Below are 20742 nucleotides of genomic sequence, written 5' to 3' on the forward strand. Positions count from 1 at the left end.
GGACGAAAAATGTCTGACGCACACGAGAAAAGCCGAGTCGCACGCTTTCTGGATTCGGAACTGTTTTACAATTTCCGCCACTCCCCTACGGCGATCGCCGGAGCGGTGATCGTCCTGCTCGTGATCCTGATCGCGGTCGTGGGGCCGCAGTTCACGGTGCAGAATCCCTACAACATGGCCGAGCTCGACCTGGGCGACGCCTACAAGCCGCCGTTCTGGCTGGAGGGCGGCGACCCCAAGTTCCTGCTGGGCACCGACCAGCAGGGGCGCGACATGGTCAGCGCCATGGTCTACGGCAGTCGCGTCTCGCTGGTCATCGGCCTGCTGGGCACGTTGATGGCCAGCGGCATCGGCATCGTGCTGGGGCTGATCTCGGGCTATTTCGGCGGCAAGGTGGACGCGCTCATCATGCGCTTTGCCGACGTGCAGCTGTCGTTCCCGTCGATGCTGATCGCGCTGTTCCTGATGTCCATGCTGGGGCGCAGCATCACCAACATCCTGCTGTCGCTGATGCTGGTCGGCTGGGTGCGCTACGCGCGCACGGTGCGCGGCGAAACGCTGCGCGTCAAAAAATGCGAATACATCGAAGCCACGCACGTGATCGGCCTGCCGAACTGGCGCATCCTTTACAAGCACGTGCTGCCCAACGTCTTCGCCTCCATCGTCGTGCTGTCCACGATCCAGGTGGGCGGCTTCATCCTCACCGAGGCGACGCTGAGCTTCCTCGGCCTGGGCGTGCCGATCTCGCGCCCGTCGCTTGGCATGCTCTGCAACGACGGCTTCACGGTGCTTTACAGCGGCCTGTGGTGGGTCTCGATCCTGCCGGGGCTGTACATCATGATCATCGTGTTCGGCATCAACCTCCTCGGCGATTTTCTGCGCGACGAGATGAATCCCAAGCTGAAATGAGGCCCGCCATGGACGACAAACTTCTTTTGCAGGTGAAGCACCTGCGCACGTGGTTCAAAACGTTCAAGGGCACGGTCAAGGCCGTGGACGACGTGTCGTTCGACATCAGGCAGGGTGAAGTGCTGGCCGTGGTCGGAGAGTCCGGCGGCGGCAAATCGGTGACGGGCTTCTCGCTGATCCGCCTGATCGAAGAGCCGGGCTTCATCGAATCGGGCGAGATCCTGTTCGACGGCAAAGACCTCATGACGCTTTCCGAACACGAGATGAACAAGCTGCGCGGCAAGGACATCTCCATGATCTTCCAGGATCCGATGACCTCGCTCAACCCCGTCTACACGATCGGCCAGCAGCTCGACGAAACGCTGCGGCTGCACACGTCAATGAATACGGCCGAGCGCCGCCGAGCCAGCGTCGACCTGCTCAGGGCCGTCGGCATTTCCAATCCCGAAAACCGGCTCAAGAACTATCCGCACCAGTTCTCCGGCGGCATGAGGCAGCGCGTGGTCATCGCCATCGCGCTGGCGGCCCGCCCGCGGCTGATCATCGCCGACGAACCGACGACGGCTCTGGACGTGACGATCCAGGCGCAGATCCTCAAGCTGATGACCGATCTGATCCGTGCCGAGGGCTGCTCGCTGATGCTGATCACCCACGACCTCGCCGTGGTGTCGGAGGTCGCCGACCGCATCAACGTGATGTACTGCGGCAAGATCGTCGAGAGCGGCGCCGCGCGCGACGTGATCGACCGCAGCGCGCATCCCTACACCCATGGATTGATCAGCTCCATTCCCGACCTGAGCACGGAAAAAGAGCGCCTCGACACGATCCCCGGCATCGTCCCCAACATGTTCGCCCTGCCTTCGGGATGCTATTTCAGTCCGCGCTGTTCCTGCGCTCAGGAACGTTGTCGCCGCGAAGCGCCGCAGCTGCGCGAGATCGCGCCGGGGCATTGCGCCGCCTGCCATTTTCCGCTTAGCGGGGAGGTGAAGTAACATGGCTTGTCTGCTTTCAGTCAAAAATCTCGAACAGCGTTTCGACCTCGACCGCTCGTTCCTCAGCCAGCTCCGCTTCGAAGGCGGGCGCGTCGTGCGCCGCAAACGCGTCGTCCACGCCGTCAACGGCATCAGCTTCGATCTCGAAGAAGGCCAAGTCTACAGCCTTGTCGGCGAATCGGGCTGCGGCAAATCGACGGCCGCGCGCAGCATCATCCGCCTGATCGAACCGGCCGGCGGCTCGGTCCGCTATCGCGGGCAGGACATCGCCCACATCCCGCTGGACGAGATGCTGCCGCTGCGCAAGAAGATGCAGATGATCTTTCAAGATCCCTACGCTTCGCTCAACCCGCGCCAAAACGTCATGGAGATCCTCACGGAGCCGATGCTGTTCCACAAGGTGGCGAGCGGCAAAAAGGAAGCGCGCGCCCGCGCGCTCGACCTGCTGTCCCGCGTCGGCATCCGTCCCGAGCAGGCGACCCGCTACCCGCACCAGTTCTCGGGCGGACAGCGCCAGCGCATCGGCATCGCCCGCGCCCTGGCCGTGGAACCGGAATTCATCATCGCCGACGAACCGGTGTCGGCGCTGGACGTGTCCATTCAAGCCCAGATCCTCAACCTGCTCATGGATCTGAAGGACGAGTTCCACTTCTCCTATCTGTTCATCGCCCACAACCTCTCGGTGGTCAAGCACATTTCCAATCAGGTGGCGGTCATGTACCTCGGCAGCATCGTCGAGAAGGGCAGCAAGGAGCAGATCTTCGCATCTCCGCAGCATCCCTACACCAAGGCGCTGTTCTCTTCGATCCCCACGCTGACGGGACACAACATGCGCAACGCCGAAGGGCTGGAAGGCGAGATCCCCAGCGCCGTGAACCTGCCGTCGGGCTGCTGCTTCCACACGCGCTGCCGCTGCGCCATGCCCGTCTGCTCACAGTGCGCGCCCGAAGAGCGCGAGATCGCGCCGGGGCATTGGGTGCAATGCCATCTTTTTGATCAGTAAAAACCTTTGACGCTCGTTCGAAGGCTTTCTATAATCGACAATGGAAAAAGGGGAGGAAACGCTTTTCCTCTCCTTTTTTCGCAGCGGCCGTTTCGATTCCATCATTTTTTCAGGAAAGGGTGTTTCCCATGGATCTTGTCATTCTGGCTCTGGCGCTTCTGATCGCGCTGCCCGCGGCGGCGCGCGCTTGCACGACCGTGGTGATCGGGCGCGAAGCTTCGCCGACGGGGCACGTGATCGTCGGGCACAACGAAGACGACGGCGGCCGTCTCGTCAACCGCCACGGTTACGTTCCCGCCGCCGACCACGCTCCCGGCGAAACGCTGCCGGCCGAAGATGGTTACGCGCTCATCCCGCAGGCGGCGCACACGCACGGATTCTACTGGAGCGAGATGAAGGGCGCCTCCGGCGGCATGTCGACGGCCGACTCCTTCTACAACGACCGGGGCGTGCTGATCGTCAGCGACAGCTGCGTCGACTCCAAGGAAGACCTCGAAGACGCCTCACGGCTCAGCGAGGGCGGCATCGGCTTCAACCTTCGCCGCGTCATGGCCGAGCGCGCCAATTCCGCCCGCCACGCCGTGGAAGTGGGCGTCGAAATGCTCAAACGCTACGGTTACGTTTCCTCCGGTCGCACCTACACCTGCGCCGACGCCGACGAAGCCTGGATGCTTCAGGTCGTCAGCGGCCGCCGTTACGCCGCGCGCCGCGTCGGCGACCGCGAGGCGGCGTTCATTCCCAATTACTATACGATCCACGAGATCGATTTCGACGACCGCGACAACTTCATCGTCTCGCCCGATCTGGTCGAGTACGCGCAAAAGAAAGGCTGGTACGATCCCGCTCAGGGCGCGTTCGACTTCGCGCGCGTCTATCAGGCCGAGAGGGACTGGATGGGGCCGGGCAACACGTACCGCAGCGCCGCCGGCTATTCGATCCTGACGCGCAGCCCCTTCTGGCGCGAAGACCGCTACCCCTTCGCCGTCGTGCCGAAGCGTCTCGTCGCCGTGGAACAGGTCATGGAAATCCTGCGCTGCTACTACGAAGGCTCGTTCCTCGACCCCGCCTGGGCGCGTATGCAGTTCCCCGGCGGCGCGCCGCACGACACGGAGATCCGCCGCATCTGCACGGGCACGACCATGGAATCGTCCGTCACCGTCTTCGGCGATCGGGATCGTCCCGAGACCACGACGATGTGGCTGTGCGCAGGACGCCCAAGCGAACTGCCCTATCTGCCCTTCCATCCTTTCTGCGGCGTGCCCGCCGCGCTGGACACGATGGGAGACGAAGCGCCGGCGCTTTTGGCCGTTCACTGCCGCCCCGACGCGGAGATCGCGACATGGCGCGACAACGGCTGGCAAAAGCTGCGCGACTTCCAAAACCTCTTCGAACTGGTCTTCCAGCAGCATCACGACGAGCACGAACGCTGGCTGTGGAGTTACGAAAACGGCCTTGCGCGGCGCGAAAGCGAACTGCAGGCGCGCGTCGCGGCGCTCGACGACAGAGAACGCGCCGCCGCGCTGCTGCGCGAGCGCGACGCAGCCGTCGCCGCCGAAGCGTTGGCCGCCATCGGCGAGCAGGAGAAAAACTTGCGCCCCGTCGCCGTCAGCGCCTCCCCCGCCGCCACGGCGATGGACAGCGCCGAAGAGATCGAGTTCAGCTTCGCGCTCACGGACGGGCGCATCCCCTCCGAGGACGCGCTGCTGCTCACGCTGGGAGGCACCAACGCCCGTCTGATGGGCATCCGCCCCGTCGCCGGTTCGTTGCGAGCCGAAGAGGGCCGCTGGACTGTCCGCGTCAAAGCCGCCGATCTGCAGAAAGCCGGCGTGCCCGGGACCTTCGACTACTGGCTCGGAGGACGCGACCAATGGGGGCGCTCCTTCGGCGGCCGCTGCTTTTTCACGTTCACGGAGCGAACGGCATAGGAAATGTTCCACGTGGAACATTTCGCGCCGGACACAGTCAGTCGTGCGATCTCTTCAACATGAAAAATCCACGATGAAGGAAACGCCGCGGCCCGGTCAGCGCTGACCGGGCCGCGGCGTTTTTATCTCATACTAATCCTCGATAGAAAGTATTAACATAGTTTCCCGGGCGCTGCGGAGGAGTTCAGTCGCTCAGGACTATTTCGACCGCTGCGCGGTCTGCGCAGCTCGCTTTGTGAATCTCCCCCGCAGCGCCTCCATATTCGGCATTTTAATTGAGAAATAGTATCATACTAGGGCTTGTTTAAAAAACGTCAAAGTTGCCTAAATCGATCCAATCGCTTAAACTTTTCTCATGGAAGAGAGAAGATATGAACTGACCTCCAGCGAGTGGAATCGAATCAAGAGAATGCTGCCGCCCGAACACCCGAAATCAGGTCAACGTGGACGCCCGGCAAAATACGATAACCGCAGGATCATCAATGGGATTCTGTGGCTTGCCAGAAGTGGAGCGCCATGGAGAGATCTTCCGGAGCGTTACGGCAAATGGCAGGCAGTTTACGCACGTTTCAGGCTGTGGAAACAGCGGGGAATATTCGAGGCGATCTTTGCCGCCCTAAGCGCTGATGCCGACATGGAAAATCTCTCTATCGACTCCACGTCCTGCAAAGTACATCAAAGTGCCAACGGGAGAGGGAAAACCCCGGAAGGGGGAAAAAAGGGGCTCAAGCGATTGGCATGTCCAGAGGCGGCAAGAATACGAAAATTCATGCGATAGTAGATGGTTTAGGCAATCCGCTGGCGCTCCTGCTCAGTCCCGGCAATGACCACGATTCCCGCCATGCCGTGTCCTTGCTCGGGCAAGCGGAAATCAGAGGGAGCAACGTCATCGGCGATAAGGCTTACGGTTCGCAAGCCATCAGAGAGTACATTACTTCTCGGGAGGGAAGTTACACTATCCCGCCGAAGAGCGATAATCCCGAACCGTGGTTTATAGATGAGCATGTTTACAAGGAACGACACTTGGTTGAATGTTTCTTTCAGAAAATCAAATGGTTCCGTAGAATTTTCACCCGCTATGACAAACTTGACGCTTCGTTTTTCGCTTTTGTTCTTGTCGCTGCCAGTGTTATTTTATTGAAATAATACAAGCTGAAATGTTTTTTAAACAAGCCCTAATTCTTTGCGGAGTGGTTAGAACAGGTTGCCGTCCGCGTCGAATTTCAGTTCGTACGGCGCGCCGACGACCTCCATGTGCGGATGGACGGCGACCGCCGGGAGCAGCGCCTCGGAGACTTCGATCTCGTCGAGGGCGAGGGTGTTTTTGATGCGCACGAGGCGCAATTTCGACGGGTCGAGCACGTTGCAGGTCTTGATGCAGCCCTGGATGGCCTGACGGTCGCTCTTCAGCACCATGGGGATCTTCACCGTCAGCGGCACGGTGGAAGTGATGGCGTTCGGATAGGTCTGCTCCATGCTGAACTTTTCGTAGGCGCGCATGGTGGTCACGTCGAGCATGCCCAGACCGTTGCCGTTGCCGTGCGAGACGTCGGTGATGTCGAGCGCGGCGACGCGGGTGATCTTCGGGCCGCCGGAGGCGTAAGGCGTGTTGTAGCGTCCCACCACGTTGGTGTCGAAGCCCGTGCCGGCGATGTTCTTGCCGATCTCGTCCATGATCAGCACGTCGAATTCGTCGAGCTGGATCTTGGCCAGCAGCTCCCATGCGCGTTCGAGCAGCACCGGTTCGCGCCCGAGCACTTCGTCTTTGCGCATCAGTTCGATCTGCGCCGTCTCGTGATAGGCGTTTTCCAGCAGCGCCACGCAGCAGAGCACGTTCTTCTTGGCCAACGTTACGGCGGCGATGGCGGGAATGTTCTCGGCCATGTGCCCGAAGCCTTCGGCGTGACAGAAGTCCGCGCCTTTCTGCTTGCCCATGCCGATGGCGCACATCTTGCAGATGCCGCTCTCCACTGCGCCGCGAAATCCCGTGTGCGGCTTGACGCGGTTGACGATGATGATGGCGTCGGCCGCGTCGGCATACTTGTCGAGGTAGACGGGACGACCGTTGGCAGCCGTGCCGAGCCGTACCGTTTCCATCGTGGAACGAACCGGCGCACCCATGGTTTCTTCGCTGATGCCGAGGCCGGCCAGCATGTTTTTCTGTCCTTCGGCGGTGGCCCCGCCGTGGCTGCCCATGGCGGGGAAGATAAAGGGCTCGCCGCCTCGCCTTTTCACCGCTTCGACCAGCGTCCTGATGATCAACGGATAGTTGGTGATGCCGCGGCTGCCGGCGGTGATGGCAACGCTCATACCGGGCGTGACGGAGTCGAGATAACGCCCCGTTTCCAGCCCGGTACGCAGATCGCCGGCGGGGTCCTGCACGCAAGGGCGAGGAAAGTTCTGGCGGACTTTCACGAACCGGGGGATCCGAATGGGATCCAGCGCTTCATCGATGAACGACATGGACATGCACTTCCTCTTCATGAAAAAATAACGATCTCTCGAGGCAGTTCCGCGCAGGCGCGCGCCTTCTCGAAAGTCGGACTGGCGATTCATTCCTATCACAAACCCCGCTCTTTGTCCAAGTCATGAAAGCATATAACTTTATGAACGCGCGGCTATCATCACGTCGAAAAACTCCCGCCGCCGGCCGCAAAGCGGACGTCAGGGCCGTACCATGAGCGGAATGATCTTCTTCAGATCGGCTGTTTTTTCGATCGTGAAGAGCGGCACGTTTTTTTCGGCGCAGAGCGTGGTAAAATAGCCGTCGAGATTGCCGTCCGAACGGACGATCATGAAGTCGGCGGCGCCGGCGAAGGGCAGAAACGGTTCGGAGTTCTTGAGACGGCGCGGCTCGCCGCCCACGTGCATGGCGACGACTTTTACGTTGTGTTTCTTCGCCTCGGCCAGGATCTCGGAACAGCGGGCCGCTTCGTCGAGGATGCTCAGCCCCGACACCGTCGGGCTGGGTTTGCCGTCGCGGGTGATCACGATCGCCGTCGAATCGGCGTCGAACGAGCAGCAGTACACGCTGCTGCTGCACCCCAGTACGGCGAAGATGGTCTTGTAGCGGCTCCAGTCCACCTCCCCGGCGGGAACGTCGAGCTTGTAGTCGTAGTCGATCTGCAGACGGCGGCACAAAATGTTGACCGAATTGGTGTCCTGACTTTGCCCGAAGCCGGTGATCAGCACGGGCGTTTCGACCCGGGGCAGCGGCGGCTCTGCGGCCGCGGCGCTGTCCGTCCGGAGGAAGAGCGCACAGAAAAGGACGGCCCAACGGAAGATTTTCCTCATCATTGAATATCTCCTCAGCGTTACGACGACTGAACTTATGCATTCTTTTCATTTGACAACGGCGATGCCGCGTGCTAGCTTTTGAAATATATTTTTGCCAATGGCGTAAAAAGTCCGCCCTTTTGCGATTATAGCACAGAGGTGCGGACAATTTTAAATTTTCTGCAACGGAGGCTTTCAGAAATGAGAAGATTTTTCCTGCTGCTGACCGCGCTGACTCTGGCGTGCCACGGCCCGGCCGCGGCGGCAGACAAGAAGCTGACCGTGGTCGCCACTGTTTTTCCGGCCTATGACTGGGCACGCGTCATCCTCGGCGAACGAGCCGGCCAGGTTCGCCTGAAACTGCTTTTCGACAATGGCGTGGACCTGCACAGTTATCAGCCTACCGTCAACGACATGATCCTGGTTTCGTCGTGCGACCTCTTCATCGGCGTGGGCGGCGCGTCCGACAGCGGTCTGTCCGGCGCGCTCTCCGGCGCGGTCAACCGGGAGATGGCCGTGATCGATCTGCTTGCCTCGCTTGGCGAGCGCGCCCGTGAGGAAGCTCCCGCGGCCGGCGAAACGCCGGAGCATCACCATCATGATCACGCGCGCGAAGAGCCGGAGCTGGACGAACACGTGTGGCTGTCGCTGCGCCATGCCCAGCGCTTCTGCCGTCTCATCGCCGAGAAGCTGGCGGCACTCGATCCCGAGGGCGCGCCGCTCTACCGCGCCAACGCCGCGGCCTACATCGCCCAACTGCAGGCGCTCGACGGCGAATACGCGGCCATGGCCGCCTCGGCCAAGCGCCGCACCGTCGTCTTCGCCGACCGTTTCCCCTTCATCTACATGACCGAAGACTACGGACTGGAGCACTACGCCGCTTTCAGAGGCTGTTCGGCCGAGAGCGAAGCCAGTTTCAAAACCGTGGCCGTTTTGGCGGGCAAGGTCAAAGAACTTGACTTGCCCGCCGTGCTGGTGTTGGAAAACTCGGACCGCAAGATCGCCGCAACGGTGCTGCGCACGGCCGGCGGCCGGGAGCGGAAGATCGTCGTCATGAACTCCATGCAGTCCTGTACCGCCCGGGATCTGGAACGCGGCACGACCTACCTTTCGCTCATGCGGGACAATCTTGCCGCGCTGCGCGAAGCGCTCGACTAGGACGGGAAGATTTCCATGGCTCTGCTTACCTGCGAAAATGTCGCCGCCGGCTACGAGGGCGCGCCGGTGATCGAAGGGCTGAACTTCGCCGTCGAACGCGGCGACTATCTCTACATCGTCGGCGAAAACGGCTCCGGCAAAAGCACGCTGATGAAGACCGTCCTCGGCCTGATCAAGCCGCGGACGGGACGCGTCGTCACCGGCGAAGGACTGAAACGGACCGAGATCGGTTACCTTCCCCAGCAAACCGCCGTGCAGAAAGATTTTCCCGCCAGCGTCAGGGAGATCGTGCTGTCGGGCTGCCTGAACCGCATGGGGCTGCGGCCGTTTTACACGCGCCGGGAAAAAGAACTGGCGGCGCGGAACATGGCCCGTCTCGGCGTGACGCCCCTGACCAGTCATTGCTACCGCGAACTTTCGGGAGGACAGCAGCAGCGCGTGCTCCTCGCCCGCGCGCTCTGCGCCACGCGCAAGCTGATCATGCTCGACGAGCCAGTGACCGGCCTCGACCCCAGAGTCACGACGGAAATGTACGAGCTTGTGGCGGCGCTGAACCGCGACGAAGGGCTCACGGTCGTCATGATCTCCCACGACATCGCCGCCGCCGTGCGCTACGCCACGCATATCCTCCACCTCGGCGGAGGAAAATACTTCTTCGGCTCCCGTGCGGAATATCTGGGCAGCGCCGCCGGCCGGATCTTCACGCACCGCGAAGGGGGAAAGCAGTGATGTCCGCCATGTTCACCCAACTCGCCGCGTATTTTCAGTATCCTTTCGTGCGCTACGCGTTCATCGTCGGCGTGCTCGTGGCGCTGTGCTCGTCGCTGCTCGGCGTGACGCTGGTGCTGAAACGCTTCTCGCTGATCGGCGACGGCCTGTCGCATGTGGCCTTCGGCGCCATGGCCGTGGCCGCTGTGCTGAAGATGAATAGCACCACGGCGCTGACGCTCCCCGTCACCGTGGCCTGCGCCGTGCTGCTGCTCCAGGGCGGGAGGACTCGCCGCATCAAAGGCGACGCCGCCGTCGCCATGCTCTCCGTCAGCGCCCTCGCCATGGGCTATCTGCTCATGAACGTTTTTTCGCGTTCGGCCAATCTGTCCGGCGACGTGTGCAGCATCCTCTTCGGTTCCTTCTCGATCCTCACGCTGGATCCGTTCGAGGTCAAACTCTGCGCCGTCCTCTCCTTTGTCGTTATCGCCGTGTTCGTGCTGTTCTATCACAAGATTTTCGCCGTCACGTTCGACGAAGAATTCGCCGCCGCCACCGGCACGCGCGCCGGGCTGTACAATCTGGTCATCGCCGTCGTCATCGCCGTGATCATCGTGCTGGCCATGAATCTCGTCGGTTCGCTGCTGATTTCGGCGCTGATCATTTTTCCGGCGTTGAGCGCCATGCGGCTGTTCACGTCGTTCCTCTCGGTCACGCTCTGCTCCGCCGCCGTTTCCGTGCTGTGCGCCGCCGCCGGCATCGTCGTCTCGGTGCTGGCGGGGACGCCTGTCGGATCTACCATCGTCGCCGGCAACATCCTCGTCTTTCTGCTCTGCGCGGCACTCGGCCGCCTGAAAGGGGCCGCACGATGAAACGCCTCGCCGCAGCGCTGTTCCTCCTCGCGGCGCTGGCCCTCCCCGCGCCGGCCGCGCCGGATATCGACCTCGCCGCCATGGGGCGCACGATGCTGTTCGCCGCCGTCTACGACATCAAGAACAATCCCGAAAGCTACCTCGGCCGCCGCATCAAAATGACCGGCCAGTTCGCCATCATCCAGGGCGCCGACGCTCAGGGACAGCCCGATCCCGACAAGATTTTCTACAACTGCGTCATCCCGATGGCGCAGAACAGCCTCGAGTTCGGCGTCGCCGGCGAGCTGTACTACCCCGAAGATTTCCCCGATCTCGAAGCCCCCATCACCGTGGAAGGCGTTTACGAGAAATACGAGGACAACGGCACAACCTACTACCGCGTCGGCCAGTCCGCCATCGACTTTTAACGCCACCTCTTAACGGAACGGCCCGACGGCGAGCGAGCGCCCAGATGTTAAGGCTTTCTCAAGAATCGATTGACAGTCCTATGACGCACGCGATGACAGAAAAAGGCGCTGAGAGACAGGTCTCTCAGCGCCTTTTTCATAATGCCGGGGGAACGACACTTCCGCTTTTTTCCCTCTCCAGTCTGCGGGCGCGCCGCAAAAAGCGGCGGTTTTTCTCGAAGCCTTGGCCGTCCCTTCCCCACTTTTTCGGGAACCAGCGTCACTTGACGCGCACATAAAGGCCCGCCGTGCCGCCGTCGTACACGTCGGTGTCCGCCGAGGTCGTGCCGACGCGCAAGCCGTTGGCGGCGGCCATTTTCTTCAGGTTTTCGCGCACGCCGGCGTCGGCCCCCGCTACCTTGTAGCCGACGAACCACTGTCCCGCGTCGGCTCCGGCGACAAATTCGTACTGATCGCCGCTCAGCTTTTCCGGCGCGGTCACGTAGGTTTTCAGTCTGGCGATGTCGGGCGACAGCGCGCCGCCGACGTTATCGGCGTAATACAGCCCGGCCGCCAGCTTGAGGCTGTGCAGATCGGCGACGATCCGCGTCGCTTCGGCCTTGTCGGCGCTCGAGCCCATCGTCAGCATCATGCTGCCGGAAAGGATGCCGATCACCGTGATCACGATCAGCAGTTCGATCAGCGTAAACCCCTTGCTCCTCCGCGCCTTCCTCATTTTCCGACCACCTCGTCTTCGCCGAAATCAAGCGCCGGATCAGGCGCCAGCCCAATGTCATCCCGGCGGCCGCTCTGCCAGGCCGCGTAGCCGGCGGCAGCCACCATCACCGCGTTATCGGTGCAGAACATCTTCGAGGGCAGGAAGGGTTTCCAGCCCTCGTGTTCCGCCACCGCGCGGCGAAAAGCGCTGTTGGCCGCCACGCCGCCGGAGATCGCTACGGATTTCACGCCCGTCAGCCGCACGGCCTGTTCGAGACGCGCGACCAGCGTCTTCACCACCGTGTTCTGGAACGACGCGCAAAAGTCCTCCAGCGGAATTTCTTCGCCCTTCTGCCGCAGACGGTTGACCTGATTGATCGCCGCCGTCTTCAAACCGCTGAAGCTGAAATTCAGCCCGTCCAGATGCTGCAGCACGTCGGGAAACTTAAAGGCCTCCGCGCCGCCTGCGGCGGCCAGACGGTCGATCACCGGGCCGCCAGGATAGGGCAGGCCGAGCACTTTGGCCACCTTGTCGAACGCCTCGCCGGCCGCGTCGTCCTGCGTGGCGCCGAGCATCCGGTACGCGCCGCAGCCTTCGACGAGCACAATCTCGGTGTGCCCGCCGGAGACGACCATGCACAGAAACGGGAACCGTAAATCTTCGTGATCGACCATGTTGGCGTAGATGTGCCCTTCCAGATGGTTGACGCCGAGGATCGGCACGTTCCACGCCTGCGCGTATGCCTTGGCCGTCATCACTCCGACCAGCAGCGAGCCCATCAGCCCCGGGCCGCGCGTCACCGCCACGAGGCCGATCTGTTTCGCGGGATCGGCGACGCCGCCCTCGGCGAGGACGGCACACGTCAGCGGCAAGATCGCCTCCAGATGCATGCGCGAGGCGTACTCGGGCACGACGCCGCCGAACGCCGCGTGCCGTTCGATCTGGCTGGAGATCTTCCAGCTCAGGACGCGCCGCGGCCCTTCGAGCAGCGCCACCGACGTGTCGTCGCAGCTGCTCTCGATGCCCAGCGTCAGGAAACGCCTGTCTAGTGGCAGCATCCGCTGCAACCGCTGCACGATCCCGTGCAGCACGCCTTTTTCCGCAACGGTTCGCCCTCTTCATGGACGAACGCCTTGCCCCCGCACTTCGGACAGCGCGCCGGACGGGCGTCGGAACTGATCCGTTCGCCGCAGAGCGCGCACTTGAACACATGCCCCGCCATTTTCATTCACCTCTCGGGAATCGTTAATTTCACGGAATATCCTTCATAGCCGAAAACGATCTCGCTGCCGCCGCGCGACTGCGAACGCGGCACGCCGAAAGCGATCGCGTCCTGCGTATCGGGGGCCAGATTGCCCGTTTCCTTGGAGAGCAGACTCGTGTAAATGCGGTTGGCCGGCAGCGGTTCGCCGTTGACGGTCAGCTTGCCCGGATCGAAGTTCCAGCGGTTCATGGCCCGATAGCCGAGGATCACCAGGTTGCATTTGGCGCGGGCCGCCTTGTCGATATACGACGCGTTCCAGACGATGTCGTCGGGAAAGTTGTTCGGCGCCGCGTAGATCCGCGCCGACAGCGTCCGATCCACGAACTGGAACTGCAGCTTGGCGTCGGCCCCGACCATCAGGTCGCCGACGCGCGTGCCGCCGATCCACAGCAGCACCGAGCGGGCTTTCATCAATTCTTCATCCTTGTTCGCCGAAGCGGCAAAGGCCGAAATCGCTCCCATCGTCAGAAGCACCGCCGCCCCAAGAAGTTTTATCATCTTTTTCATTCTCACAAACTCACCTCCGTTTTTCCGCGCCTGCGGACAGCCGGCGTTATTTCTCCCGCGGCGTTTTCCGACGCACGGCCTGAGAGATCAGCCCCCACTCTTCGCATTTCAGTTTCAAAGTCGTTATACCATAAACGGCCGCGCACGCCGCGGCGATCCCGACGATCCAGAGCCCGCGCCGCAGCAGCGAAGCCTCGACCGGATAACGCCACAGCGTCCGCCACGCCAGTCCCGCCGCAAGCGTCAGCGCGCAGGAGACGGCGATCTTCGCCAGCCAACCGGCGGAAAACAGACGCAGCGGCGCCGACATGGAACGACGCAGCAAAAGAAGGCCGACGCCGCTGGAAAACGTGAACGCCAGCGAACTGGCCAAGGCGATGCCGTTCATCTTCATCGGCAGCACCAGCGCCGCCGAGAACAGCAGCGTGCCCGCCACGCTGGCCGCCGTCGTCGTCATCGCCGCGCGCGGCAGCGAACGGGCGAAAAGCGCGCGCATCAGCACCGTCGAACAGGCCATACCCGGCAGTCCCAGCGCCGCATAAAAAAGAGTCGAGGCCGTCCCGCGCCACGCTTCCGCGTCGAAAGCGCCGCGGAAGAACAGAAAGTTCACCGCCTCGCTGGACACGAGCAGCGTGCCCAGCGTCACCGGCAGGATCACGAACAGAGCGAAGCGCAGCGCGTCGCGCAGCGTGCCCGCAAAGACTTCGTCGCCCTGCCGCACACAGCGCGCCAGCTCCGGCAGCACCGCCTGCGAAATGGCGATCACCACCAGTCCGAGCGGCAGCTGGATGACGCGGTTCGAATAATTGAGCATGGAAATGGAACCATCGGCCAAAAACGAACCGAACAAACGTCCCAGCACGGGATTGACCTGATTCAGCGACAGTCCCGCCGCGTAGGGCAAAAACAGCGTCAGCATGCGCCGCAGGTCGTGGTCTTTCCAATTTGGACGGGCGGGGACGAGCAGCATATCCTTGCGGCAGGCCGCCCACCACTGAAACGCCAGCTGCGCCGCGCCGCCGAAAAGCACCGCGGCGACCAGGCTTTCCACGCCGAATCTTGACGCGCAGAACAGGACGGTCATAATATAAACGGCGTTGCTGAGCGCAGGGGCGAGCGCCGGCACGAAAAAGCAGTTCAGGCTGTTAAGCGCCCCCATCGCCAGCGCGGCCACGGAAATCAGCAGCAGGAACGGAAACATCTGTCGCGTCATCGTCACCGCCAGCAGTTTCTTCTCGCCCGCAAAGCCCGGCGAGATCAGCGCGATCAGCTGCGGGCTGAAAACGACGCCGGCAGCCACCGCCAGCGCGCCCACGCCGAGGATCACCGTCAGCGCCTGACGGGCCAGACGCTCGGCGCGGCGGTGTCCGTCGCGCTCCAGGACCTGCGAGAACACCGGCACGAAAGCGGCCGACAGCGCCCCTTCCGCCAACAGCTGACGGCCGAGATTGGCGACAGTGTAGGCCACGAAAAAGGCGTCCAGCGAGCGTCCGGCGCCGAAATACGCCGCGGTGATCACCTCGCGCAGCAGCCCGAGGATACGGCTCGAAAACGTGCCCGCCATCATCGTCAGGGCGTTGCGGATCATGTTTCCCGATTTTTCACTTGCCATAAAGTTTCTCCCGCTCTCATGCGTATTTTCGCGGATTTTCCACAAAAGAGACTCGACCCGCCGAAACGGAATGTTCCACGTGGAACATTTCCGTTTCGGGCCGGCCAATCGAAAGGGGCCGCAAGAATATGAGAACCCATACCACCGTCTGGGGCGTCGGCAATCCTCTGCTGCGCGACGACGCCGCCGGGCTCGAGGTCGTGCGCCTGCTCGGCGAAAGGAATCTGTCGGGCTTTTCGCTGCGCCGCTGCGAGCTGGCGCCCGGCAATTATCTCGCCACGCTCGCAAGGGAGCGCCCGCGCCGCTTTCTGCTGATCGACGCCTCCGACATGGGGCTGCCGCCCGGAACTCTGCGCCGATTTCCGCTGGCGCGCGTCGACGATCCTTCCTTCACCAGCCACGATCTGCCGCTGCCGCAGCTGCTGGCCGGCACGCTGCCGTCGGACTGCGAAGCCTGGGTCGTCGCCATCCAGCCGCAGAGCGTCGATTTCGGCATCGGGCTCACGCCCGCGGCGGTCCAGGCGGCGCAGGAGTGCGCCGATCTGATCGCCGAGGAACGGCTCGACGGGATCGCCGCGCTCGAATAAGCCGGAAAACGCCTCTTCAGTCGAGGCGGAACGAATCGCCCAGATAATATTTTCTCGCAAAGGGATCGTCGGCGATCTCCGCAGACGTTCCCTTCACCTTGATCTCGCCCTGATAGATGATGTAGGCGCGGTCGGTGATGGCCAGCGTGTCGCGCACGTTGTGGTCGGTGATCATGATGCCGTAGCCTTTGTCCTTCAGGGTTTTGACGATCTGCTGGATGTCGCCGACCGCGATCGGGTCGATCCCGGCAAACGGTTCGTCGAGCAGGATGAAATCGGGATCGAGCGCCAGCGTGCGGGCCACTTCCAGCCGGCGGCGCTCGCCGCCGGAAAGGGAATAGCCCATCACGTCGGCGAGCGCCGTCAGGCCGAATTCCTCCACCAGCTCGTCGATGATCTGCCGGCGCTTCTTCGTCTCGATGCCGCGCTCCTGCAGCACCAGATCGATGTTGTCGCGCACGGACAGGCTGCGGAACACCGAGGCTTCCTGCGGCAAATAGCCGATGCCGCAGCGGGCGCGCTGATATACGTGCAGCCCCGTGACGTCGCGGTCGTCGATCCTGACAACGCCCGAATCGGCCTCGATCAGGCCGACGATCATGTAAAAGCTCGTCGTCTTGCCGGCGCCGTTGGGGCCGAGCAGGCCAACCACCTCGCCGGTGCTGAACTCGAGGCTGACGTCGTTGACGACGTGGCGTTTTTTGAAGCTCTTGTTCAGCCCCGTCGCGCTCAGCGTTTTTATCGCGTTCATTTCTTGCCGCCTTTTTCGCTTCCCGCGGCGGGAGCTCCGTTCTTCGCGGGCGTCCGCGGCGACGGTTTCAGATTCGTCAGATCCACCGAGATGCGCGGCGTTCCCTTGGCCTCGAGCCGCCCGGTATCGGGATGGTAGATCAGCGTCTCGGCGCTGATGCGGCGCCCGTCCTGCACGGCCCGGGCTTTGCCCGTCGCCGTCACGACGCTGCCGCCCACGGAGTAGACGAGTTTTTCGCATTCGATCGTCGTCTCGCTGGTTTTGCCGCTCTTGGGCTGCACGTGGATCTTGGCGCTGCCGGTCCCCGTCAGCGTGTCGGCCGCGCGGGAATAGGACAGCGCGTCGCACCAGAGGCGCGAAACCTTCTCTTCATCCTGCTGCACGACCGTGACGTTCCCCTTTCCTTCGGCGGCGCGAAGCCCTTGGGCGTCGTAATCGCCGCTCAGCGTGCGGCACGTCATGACCATATTGCGGTCTTTATCCTCGAAATGCGTCACGTCCTCGGCGCCGAAAGTCTGCCCGCTCAGCCGCGCCACGGCCGCGCGCAGCACGCGGCTGCCGAAGGCGGCGTCCACGTTGCCATTCATCGCATAGCTGCCGCCGGAAACGGAAAAGTCGGCCGTCAGCTCGGCACACACGGCGTCGAGCTTTTCGCCGCGATAAGTGCCGAAAGCGCGCACGCTCCGCCACAGGCGCGCCTTCTGCGTTTTCGTGCTGGCTTCGCCGTAGGCGGACGTCAGCGTCACGTCCTCGCGCTTCAGCGTCACGTGTCCCTGCACCTTGAACTCGCCGCTTTCCATATCGTAGTCCATGGCGTCGGCGGTAAGCTGCGTGGCGACGGGAGCCGCCGTCAGCGCAGCGCCTCCCGCCGCCAGCAGCAGAACGCTCAAAAGAATTTTCGCGGGAAAGTTTCTCATCGCTTATTCGGAATAATCGCCGCCGTCGTTGCCGCCCTTCGTGGGCGCGTTGTCGGCGCGGAAATCGCTCCGGTCGGCGATGATCTTGCGCTCGGGCAGCGGGTTCCACGTGCCGCGGCGGTTGACGATCTCGATCACCCTGTCGGCCGTGCCCTCGGCGTTGAACGCCCTGATGAAGCGCTCCGCCCAGTACTCCGTCTCGTCGAGGATGCGGTCCAGATATTTGTCGGGCAGGGCGAGGATCTTGTCGCAGAAGGGCAGATTCGCCTTCTTGTAGTCGCCCGATTTGCGGCTCATGCCCTTGCCGTCGCAGTACGCCACGATCTCGTTCCACAGTTCGACGGGAATGCCGCGGTCCGCTTCCTTGACGTAGGAATCGCCCTCGATCACCGCGTTGCCCGTATCCGGCTCCATCTTGATGCCGAAGATCACATTCTGGAACAGCGTCGCCACGTTGCCCTTGACGATGCCGTACTTGCGGAACTTGGCGCACTTCTCGATGTCGGTGCCGGAGATGCCGTGCTGGGCGATGCTGACGCCGTAAGGCCGCAGCGCCGTGGCGATCTCCAGCGTGCGCTCGAGGTTGATGCCTTCGTCCTGCCCCATCGTCTTGTCGTAGGTGCCGTGCTTGCTGCCGTTGGAGATGGCGATCAGGTCGGGGAAGATGCCCCACGAGTTGAGCCCGCCGATGAAATACGACGCTTCTTCCACCGTGGAGAATTCGCCCGGTCCCTTGATCTCGCCCACCTCGGCCTCAAGCCCGAAGTACGGCGGGATGTGCATGGCCACGTCGCGCGTGGCGCAGAGATTGTTCCAGTCGTCGAGATGCGAGGCGTCGATCGCCACCGAGGTCCAGCCCTTGGCGACGATCTCGCCCATCTGCGCGACCGCCTTCATCACGTCCTCTTTGCCCTTGATGCCGTAATGATCGACGTGCATGGCGAAGACCGCGCCGTGCCCCAGCTCCCTGGAATACTGCACGGTGGAGTCGACGAGATTGTCGAAATTGGCGCCGCAGTAATTGGTCTCCGATTTGGCGATCTCGATCAGCACGGCGGCGCTGTGTTTTTTGGCGGCGCGCAGCACGCCCTTGGCCGTAAGCGGATGGCGGGCGTTCGCCGCCAGCACGATCGCCTCGTTTTCCTTCATGGCGTCGAAAATATCGCGGCCGCTGAACAGTCCTACGTCTTCGTTTTCCCAGCGGTTTCTCACATTGAGAGGGCGACGGTCGAGCGCTTTGCGGTAAAGTTTGTCGTTAACGTCCATGATCGTTCATACTCCTTTTCTGAAATAGGATTTTTGAGGAGAAAATTCGTGGTTCCGCAAAAACTTTCAGCTCAATTATAGACTCTGAACGCCATAAGTTCAAACGTTGCGGCGCTTTTGGGGCGTTATTTTCGGACGAAACACAACCGCCTCGGGAACATCGGTAAATTTTCAGAGTAAATGCAACCTCGTCAAAGTAAATGCGACAGGGTTGCATTTACTTTGACAGGACAAAAGCAGCAAGCAGTCATTACGAACACATAATAACGATCAAGATTGCGCTAACGGAACAAATTCAAGGGGATGAAAAGCTGTTACGAGGAAATTGTCCGAAAAAAGTGCATACAAAAGTGATCCTCAACTGAAAGCAAAATTTTCAGTTCAGAGTTAATGCAATCAAGAAATTAAAAAGGAGCCGTTATTTACCGGCGAGAAGAGTCCGCTTTAAACAGATATCCTGTGGCGGAATAAGTTCGAGTCCGAGTAAATGCAATACATCCTCGCCATACAGGTTGATAAAGATCTCTGCAGGAGATTTTCCGTTAAATTTTTTCCTCCCGTATGAGTTTATATGAGACATCATCAGGTTGATATCAGTTTGGGATAAATTGTCGAAAGTTGTTCCCTTGGGAAGGATCCTTCGAATGAGAGTATGATTATTTTCAACCTTCGTTTTTTCCTGCGGTGCTTGTGGATTGCAATAGAACATATATGATTTTCTTTCTCCGTCCGGACCTTTTTCGATAGCCGTCGGATTGGAAAACTCTGTACCGTTGTCAGCAAGAAGGACCTGAAACATGGACTTATAGCGTTTCCTGCCCAGAAGAGTGAAGAGCATTGTAAAAATCTGCTCAACAGATTGAGCAGTATTTTTATCTCTCAAAAAAGCCAGCATAAAGTTGCAGTTTCTTAAGATGACAGTCAGAAGAACTTTTCCTCCTGTGGTGCCAACGACACTGTCGATTTCGGTAATAAGCATGTCCGGATGTTTCTCCGAAAAAGAGAGAAAATCATTGTAGGTACGGCCTTCACGACATTTTTTATCCACCTTCATGTTATTTCTTTTTCCCTTTCTCTTCTTAAAACGGACAGCTCGGGGCAAGTCTATTTTCCGTGCCTCTAAAATACCCGAAAGCAGGAGCCGTCTGGCGGTACTTTCAGAACAGGGAACAGTATCTCGATTATTACGGATAATATGATAGAGAGACTGCCCCTGTTTGATGAGAGGAGAGAAAAAAGAATCAATATCTGCAAGCTCGGCATCGGAGATATTGAAGCCTTCACGAGCCTCATGCAAAGTTTTCTCGTAAGAGTCATTTGCAGATTTAGCAGAATAGATCCGTTTTTTTAAAGTGCAGCGGTGACGGTTGGGGCAGCCGTTACAGACATACGGAGGAACCGAAAGCTGCGGGCAGACCTCCTCCTTAAAGTCAGGACACATCGTATTACATCTTGAGCACCGGAAACACAGTGAACGGCATTTCGGAGAGGTGTTACAAAGGGAAGTAACGGAGCAGTCATACCGGTGAAGGCAGCAGTTTACTGTCCGGCCATAACAGCCTTTGAAGACAGTCTCTGCATGTTTTCTGATCTCTCTGGAGATCGTACTCGGCGACTTCAGAACCGTTGAGGCAATACTTCTGAGAGATTCTCGCCGGTTGAGGGCGCTTTCAATGGCTTTTCTTTCAGCCAGAGTCAAATGTTTGTTCATGATGATGAACTCCTTTCCGAGATCTGTTGTCTCGTAAGAAAGGTCTTTCATCAATTCAGACTAAATGCAAGCTCCTTTTAATTCAGATTTAATGCAACGGGGTACCGGATGTTGCGTTGCATTTACCTTGAAGAATTTCACTCGGGAACATCTCGGGATTTTCTCGATCAGGGTCTTGCA

21 protein-coding genes are annotated in these 20742 nt (G+C 60.7%); 10 read left to right on the forward strand and 11 right to left on the reverse strand.

Going from position 1 to position 20742, the window contains the following annotated elements; translation table 11 throughout:
• Positions 1-9: 9 nt before the first annotated feature.
• The 5 genes from RAH42_RS10045 to RAH42_RS10065 all read left to right on the forward strand — a co-directional run bounded on the left by RAH42_RS10045 (position 10) and on the right by RAH42_RS10065 (position 5975).
• Entirely contained in the window at positions 10-909 is a 900-nt protein-coding gene (locus tag RAH42_RS10045) for an ABC transporter permease (protein ID WP_120372267.1), read from the forward strand.
• Between the two features lie 8 nt (positions 910-917).
• Positions 918-1901: an ABC transporter ATP-binding protein gene (locus RAH42_RS10050; RefSeq protein ID WP_317539407.1), complete on the forward strand. Its 984-nt coding sequence runs from the start codon at positions 918-920 to the stop codon at positions 1899-1901.
• Position 1902: 1 nt separating this feature from the next.
• Complete coding sequence (locus tag RAH42_RS10055; protein WP_296429079.1) at positions 1903-2904, forward strand: oligopeptide/dipeptide ABC transporter ATP-binding protein; 1002 nt, start codon at positions 1903-1905, stop codon at positions 2902-2904.
• A 128-nt stretch (positions 2905-3032) separates the two neighbouring features.
• Positions 3033-4829: a C69 family dipeptidase gene (locus RAH42_RS10060; protein ID WP_317539408.1), complete on the forward strand. Its 1797-nt coding sequence runs from the start codon at positions 3033-3035 to the stop codon at positions 4827-4829.
• 355 nt (positions 4830-5184) lie between these two features.
• A protein-coding gene (locus RAH42_RS10065; RefSeq protein WP_317539161.1) for an IS5 family transposase occupies positions 5185-5975 on the forward strand; the annotation gives its coding sequence in 2 pieces (ribosomal slippage) (positions 5185-5553 and positions 5556-5975; 789 coding nt in all).
• A 48-nt stretch (positions 5976-6023) separates the two neighbouring features.
• Here RAH42_RS10065 and RAH42_RS10070 read toward each other — a convergent pair.
• Positions 6024-7292 (reverse strand): lactate racemase domain-containing protein, encoded by a 1269-nt coding sequence (locus tag RAH42_RS10070; protein ID WP_317539409.1) that lies wholly within the window; start codon positions 7290-7292, stop codon positions 6024-6026.
• 201 nt (positions 7293-7493) lie between these two features.
• Positions 7494-8123, reverse strand: coding sequence for a DUF6305 family protein (locus tag RAH42_RS10075; protein ID WP_317539410.1), 630 nt, complete (start codon positions 8121-8123; stop codon positions 7494-7496).
• Between the two features lie 183 nt (positions 8124-8306).
• On the opposite strand from RAH42_RS10075, the gene RAH42_RS10080 reads away from it, so the two are divergent.
• From RAH42_RS10080 to RAH42_RS10095, 4 genes are read left to right on the forward strand one after another with little or no spacing between them, the layout of a single operon-like run.
• A complete protein-coding gene (locus RAH42_RS10080; RefSeq protein ID WP_317539411.1) occupies positions 8307-9263 on the forward strand; it encodes a metal ABC transporter substrate-binding protein in 957 nt (318 codons plus the stop codon).
• A 15-nt stretch (positions 9264-9278) separates the two neighbouring features.
• Complete coding sequence (locus RAH42_RS10085; protein ID WP_317539412.1) at positions 9279-9992, forward strand: ABC transporter ATP-binding protein; 714 nt, start codon at positions 9279-9281, stop codon at positions 9990-9992.
• The gene (locus RAH42_RS10090) at positions 9992-10843 is read left to right on the forward strand and encodes a metal ABC transporter permease (protein ID WP_120372259.1); all 852 of its coding nucleotides are present in this window, start codon (positions 9992-9994) and stop codon (positions 10841-10843) included. The genes RAH42_RS10085 and RAH42_RS10090 overlap by 1 nt, the downstream gene beginning before the upstream one ends.
• Entirely contained in the window at positions 10840-11250 is a 411-nt protein-coding gene (locus RAH42_RS10095) for a hypothetical protein (RefSeq protein WP_078015954.1), read from the forward strand. The genes RAH42_RS10090 and RAH42_RS10095 overlap by 4 nt, the downstream gene beginning before the upstream one ends.
• A 259-nt stretch (positions 11251-11509) precedes the next feature.
• Here RAH42_RS10095 and RAH42_RS10100 read toward each other — a convergent pair whose 3' ends face one another.
• The 5 genes from RAH42_RS10100 to murJ are packed head-to-tail and all read right to left on the reverse strand — an operon-like array spanning position 11510 to position 15330.
• The gene (locus tag RAH42_RS10100) at positions 11510-11965 is read right to left on the reverse strand and encodes a prepilin-type N-terminal cleavage/methylation domain-containing protein (RefSeq protein ID WP_078015953.1); all 456 of its coding nucleotides are present in this window, start codon (positions 11963-11965) and stop codon (positions 11510-11512) included.
• Positions 11962-13005 carry a tRNA (adenosine(37)-N6)-threonylcarbamoyltransferase complex transferase subunit TsaD gene (tsaD, locus tag RAH42_RS10105; RefSeq protein ID WP_317539413.1) on the reverse strand — a complete coding sequence of 348 codons (1044 nt, stop codon included), beginning with the start codon at positions 13003-13005 and terminating at the stop codon, positions 11962-11964. Before tsaD ends, RAH42_RS10100 begins: the two co-directional genes overlap by 4 nt.
• Complete coding sequence (locus RAH42_RS10110; protein ID WP_317539414.1) at positions 12993-13169, reverse strand: hypothetical protein; 177 nt, start codon at positions 13167-13169, stop codon at positions 12993-12995. Before RAH42_RS10110 ends, tsaD begins: the two co-directional genes overlap by 13 nt.
• A 6-nt stretch (positions 13170-13175) precedes the next feature.
• Positions 13176-13718: a hypothetical protein gene (locus RAH42_RS10115; RefSeq protein ID WP_078015950.1), complete on the reverse strand. Its 543-nt coding sequence runs from the start codon at positions 13716-13718 to the stop codon at positions 13176-13178.
• Positions 13719-13764: 46 nt separating this feature from the next.
• Positions 13765-15330 carry a murein biosynthesis integral membrane protein MurJ gene (gene murJ / locus RAH42_RS10120; protein WP_296427421.1) on the reverse strand — a complete coding sequence of 522 codons (1566 nt, stop codon included), beginning with the start codon at positions 15328-15330 and terminating at the stop codon, positions 13765-13767.
• Positions 15331-15458: 128 nt separating this feature from the next.
• On the opposite strand from murJ, the gene RAH42_RS10125 reads away from it, so the two are divergent.
• Positions 15459-15917, forward strand: a complete 459-nt coding sequence (locus RAH42_RS10125; RefSeq protein ID WP_296427420.1) for a hydrogenase maturation protease — start codon at positions 15459-15461, stop codon at positions 15915-15917.
• A gap of 16 nt (positions 15918-15933) precedes the next feature.
• Here RAH42_RS10125 and lptB read toward each other — a convergent pair whose 3' ends face one another.
• The 4 genes from lptB to RAH42_RS10145 form a co-directional block, all read right to left on the reverse strand.
• A complete protein-coding gene (gene lptB, locus RAH42_RS10130) occupies positions 15934-16668 on the reverse strand; it encodes an LPS export ABC transporter ATP-binding protein (RefSeq protein WP_317539415.1) in 735 nt (244 codons plus the stop codon).
• Complete coding sequence (locus RAH42_RS10135; RefSeq protein WP_317539416.1) at positions 16665-17558, reverse strand: hypothetical protein; 894 nt, start codon at positions 17556-17558, stop codon at positions 16665-16667. Before RAH42_RS10135 ends, lptB begins: the two co-directional genes overlap by 4 nt.
• 30 nt (positions 17559-17588) lie before the next feature.
• A complete protein-coding gene (locus tag RAH42_RS10140) occupies positions 17589-18851 on the reverse strand; it encodes a class II fructose-bisphosphate aldolase (protein ID WP_078015945.1) in 1263 nt (420 codons plus the stop codon).
• A 418-nt stretch (positions 18852-19269) separates the two neighbouring features.
• Positions 19270-20292 carry an IS30 family transposase gene (locus RAH42_RS10145; RefSeq protein WP_317539274.1) on the reverse strand — a complete coding sequence of 341 codons (1023 nt, stop codon included), beginning with the start codon at positions 20290-20292 and terminating at the stop codon, positions 19270-19272.
• Positions 20293-20742: the final 450 nt, after the last annotated feature.

Source organism: Pyramidobacter sp. YE332, from assembly GCF_033060595.1.
Classification (GTDB): Bacteria; Synergistota; Synergistia; order Synergistales; family Dethiosulfovibrionaceae; genus Pyramidobacter.